Genomic DNA, 5055 nt, shown 5'->3' on the forward strand with positions numbered 1-5055 from the left:
TTGTGGTCAATTAGTACCAGTAGCCTTCACACCTTACAGTGCGTCCAGGTCTGGCCTATCTACCCTATCGTCTTTAGGGGACCTTAACGAAACCTCATCTTAAAACAGGCTTCCCGCTTAGATGCTTTCAGCGGTTATCCCTTCCGTACGTAGCCAACCAGCGATACCCCTGGCGGGATAACTGGCACACTAGAGGTACGTCCGTCCCGGTCCTCTCGTACTAGGGACAGCTTTCTTCAAGTTTCAACGCGCGCGGCGGATAGAGACCGAACTGTCTCACGACGTTCTGAACCCAGCTCGCGTGCCGCTTTAATGGGCGAACAGCCCAACCCTTGGGACCTACTCCAGCCCCAGGATGCGACGAGCCGACATCGAGGTGCCAAACCATCCCGTCGATATGGACTCTTGGGGAAGATCAGCCTGTTATCCCCGGGGTACCTTTTATCCGTTGAGCGACACCACATCCACAAGTAGGTGCCGGATCACTAGTCCCGACTTTCGTCCCTGCTCGACATGTCTGTCTCACAGTCAAGCTCCCTTGTGCACTTACACTCACCACCTGATTGCCAACCAGGCTGAGGGAACCTTTGGGCGCCTCCGTTACATTTTGGGAGGCAACCGCCCCAGTTAAACTACCCACCAGGCACTGTCCCCAACCCAGATCATGGGCCAAGGTTAGATGCTCAATCCGATCAGAGTGGTATTTCAACAACGACTCCACCACCACTAGCGTGATAGCTTCTAAGTCTCCCACCTATCCTACACAAACCGAACCAAACACCAATACCAAGCTATAGTGAAGGTCCCGGGGTCTTTTCGTCCTGCCGCGCGTAACGAGCATCTTTACTCGTAGTGCAATTTCACCGGGCCTGTGGTTGAGACAGCAGAGAAGTCGTTACGCCATTCGTGCAGGTCGGAACTTACCCGACAAGGAATTTCGCTACCTTAGGATGGTTATAGTTACCACCGCCGTTTACTGGGGCTTAAATTCTCAGCTTCGCCAACAACGTTGACTAACCGGTCCTCTTAACCTTCCAGCACCGGGCAGGCGTCAGTCCATATACATCAACTTAACGTCTTCGCATGGACCTGTGTTTTTGATAAACAGTCGCTTCCCTCTATTCTCTGCGACCCCACAACGCTTAACACCGCAAGGATGCTCACATCGTAGGGCCCCCCTTCTCCCGAAGTTACGGGGGCATTTTGCCGAATTCCTTAACCACAGTTCACCCGAACGCCTTAGTATTTTCAACCTGACCACCTGTGTCGGTTTAGGGTACGGGCCATACACACACATCGCTAGAGGCTTTTCTCGACAGTACAGGATCACCACCATCAACCCCAATGGGTCTACGCATCACGCCTCAACCAAAAGTGCGGCGGATTTACCTACCACACGGTCTGCACGCTTACACCACCAATCCAATAAGTGGCGTGGCTACCTCACTGCGTCACCCCATCACTTGAACCACACATCAGGCCCCACGACATCAACACCACCAGACTTCAAAGAAGACCAGCAATGCATCCGCGGTGGTTAGTATCAGTGCTTTATCATGGGCGCGCATGTACGGGTACCAGAATATCAACTGGTTATCCATCGACTACGCCTGTCGGCCTCGCCTTAGGTCCCGACTCACCCTGGGAAGACGAACTTGACCCAGGAACCCTTAGTCATCCGGCGGATAGGATTCTCACCTATCAATTCGTTACTCATGCCTGCATTCTCACTCGCACACAGTCCACGCCTCCTTACGGTAACGCTTCAACCCATGCACGACGCTCCCCTACCCAACAAAAAAATTGTTGCCGCGGCTTCGGCGGTGTACTTGAGCCCCACTACATTGTCGGCGCAGAACCACTCGACCAGTGAGCTATTACGCACTCTTTCAAGGATGGCTGCTTCTAAGCCAACCTCCTGGCTGTCTTCGCGATCCCACATCCTTTTCCACTTAGTACACCCTTAGGGGCCTTAACCGGCGATCTGGGCTGTTTCCCTCTCGACTATGAAGCTTATCCCCCACAGTCTCACTGCCGTACAACACAATTAGTGGCATTCGGAGTTTGGCTGACATTGCTAAGATTGTAGTCCCGCTCAACCAACCAGTCGCTCTACCTCCACCAAGCTATAATACGACGCTGCACCTAAATGCATTTCGGGGAGAACCAGCTATCACGGAGTTTGATTGGCCTTTCACCCCTACCCACAGCTCATCCCCGCAGTTTTCAACCTACGTGGGTTCGCGCCTCCACAACCTCTTACAGCTGCTTCACACTGGCCATGGGTAGATCACCCCGCTTCGGGTCCAGGACATGCCACTTGACACCCCATTAGGATTCGGTTTCCCTACGGCTACCCCACACGGGTTAACCTCGCGACATGCCGCTGACTCGCAGGCTCATTCTTCAAAAGGCACGCCATCACACACACGGTGCTCTGACGGATTGTAAGCACATGGTTTCAGGAACTATTTCACTCCCCTCCCGGGGTACTTTTCACCATTCCCTCACGGTACTCATACACTATCGGTCACACTGAGTATTTAGGCTTACCGGGTGGTCCCGGCAGATTCACAGCAGATTCCACGAGCCCGCTGCTACTCGGGCAACCCAACAACCCACACATCATCATCTTCAGCTACAGGACTCTCACCTACTCCGGCAGGCCATTCCAAACCACTTCACCTAACAACAATGCGAGGGCGCGGCAATGGTAGTCACCGCACATCAGGGCCCACAACACCGCACACACAACCCCTACCAGGTATCACATGCACACGGTTTAGCCTCATCCACGTTCGTTCGCCACTACTAGCAGAATCATTATTATTTTCTTCTCCTACGGGTACTGAGATGTTTCACTTCCCCGCGTAAACCCCCACAACAGCTATGAATTCACTGAAGGGTAACCCCACATAACCAGGGCCAGGTTTCCCCATTCGGACATCCTCGGATCAACGCTTAATTGACAACTCCCCGAGGCTTAACGCAGCCTTTCACGTCCTTCATCGGCTCAGCATGCCAAGGCATCCACCATGCGCCCTTAATAACGAACACACAAACCACCACACACAAAAAGCGCGGGCGGCCACACAAGTGAACTTGACAAAATAAACACAAAAAAGAAATCACACAAACACACACAACACACCACACAAAAGCGCAGCCCGTCATACGTGTTTAATGCTCGCGTCCACTATACAGTTCTCACACAACACCCCAACCACAAACCAGCACACACACTGTGTCCACCAGTCATATGGTCAGGCACCACAAAAAGGGGATAATGCCCCAGACACCCAACAATGCACCAACATACAAACAAATACTTTTTTCAAACTGTGCACGACACTGTGTGTCACAAAGCGCCATTCAAACACTCGGTCTTTGTCTTAAAGGTGTATCTTCCACCCGGAAATTTTCAAACAAACAACGTTGGCAGCATGACACTCGCACACTCAACCAACACCCACCACAAAGTGGCAGGACAAGGCACAACTGTGCCCAAATAATAAAGCTCCTTAGAAAGGAGGTGATCCACCCGCACCTTCCGGTACGGGTACCTTGTTACGACTTCGTCCCAATCGCCGATCCCACCTTCGACGGCTCCCTAACAAGTTTGGGCCACCGGCTTCGGGTGTTACCAACTTTCATGACGTGACGGGCGGTGTGTACAAGGCCCGGGAACGTATTCACCGCAGCGTTGCTGATCTGCGATTACTAGCGACTCCGACTTCATGGGGTCGAGTTGCAGACCCCAATCCGAACTAAGGCCGGCTTTCAGCGATTCGCTCCACCTCACAGTGTCGCTGCGCGTTGTACCGACCATTGTAGCATGTGTGAAGCCCTGGACATAAGGGGCATGATGATTTGACGTCATCCCCACCTTCCTCCGAGTTGACCCCGGCAGTCTCTCATGAGTCCCCAACCAAATGCTGGCAACATAAGACAAGGGTTGCGCTCGTTGCGGGACTTAACCCAACATCTCACGACACGAGCTGACGACAACCATGCACCACCTGTACACCAGCCACAAAGGGAAAGACTATCTCTAGCCCGATCCGGTGTATGTCAAGCCCAGGTAAGGTTCTTCGCGTTGCATCGAATTAATCCACATGCTCCGCCGCTTGTGCGGGCCCCCGTCAATTCCTTTGAGTTTTAGCCTTGCGGCCGTACTCCCCAGGCGGGGCGCTTAATGCGTTAGCTACGGCACGAAAGTCGTGAAAAGACCCTCACACCTAGCGCCCACCGTTTACGGCATGGACTACCAGGGTATCTAATCCTGTTCGCTACCCATGCTTTCGCTCCTCAGCGTCAGTAACTGCCCAGTAACCTGCCTTCGCCATCGGTGTTCCTCCTGATATCTGCGCATTTCACCGCTACACCAGGAATTCCAGTTACCCCTACAGTACTCAAGTTATGCCCGTATCGCCTGCACGCCCGGAGTTAAGCCCCGGAATTTCACAGACGACGCGACAAACCACCTACGAGCCCTTTACGCCCAGTAATTCCGGACAACGCTCGCACCCTACGTATTACCGCGGCTGCTGGCACGTAGTTAGCCGGTGCTTCTTATCTAGGTACCGTCACAAAAAGCTTCGTCCCTAGCGAAAGGAGTTTACAACCCGAAGGCCGTCATCCCCCACGCGGCGTCGCTGCATCAGGCTTGCGCCCATTGTGCAATATTCCCCACTGCTGCCTCCCGTAGGAGTCTGGGCCGTATCTCAGTCCCAATGTGGCCGTCCACCCTCTCAGGCCGGCTACCCGTCGCCGCCTTGGTAGGCCATTACCCCACCAACAAGCTGATAGGCCGCGAGCTCATCCTACACCGAAAAAACTTTCCAACCATCACACTAAAAATGGCTCCTATCCGGTATTAGACCCAGTTTCCCAGGCTTATCCCGAAGTGCAGGGCAGATCACCCACGTGTTACTCACCCGTTCGCCACTCGAGTACCCTGCAAGCAGGGCCTTTCCGTTCGACTTGCATGTGTTAAGCACGCCGCCAGCGTTCGTCCTGAGCCAGGATCAAACTCTCCACAAAAAAATTTCAGAA

At 53.4% G+C, this 5055-nt stretch carries 2 rRNA genes; both read right to left on the minus strand.

The features are described 5' to 3' along the window. Positions 1–3057, minus strand: a 23S ribosomal RNA gene (locus tag RAE07_RS11830); the annotation flags it as partial. Positions 3058–3525: 468 nt separating this feature from the next. Further along, positions 3526–5043, minus strand: a 16S ribosomal RNA gene (locus RAE07_RS11835). Between the last annotated feature and the right edge of the window lie 12 nt (positions 5044–5055).

Origin of the sequence: Corynebacterium nasorum (genome assembly GCF_032821635.1) — a bacterium.
Taxonomy (GTDB): domain Bacteria; phylum Actinomycetota; class Actinomycetes; order Mycobacteriales; family Mycobacteriaceae; genus Corynebacterium; species Corynebacterium kefirresidentii.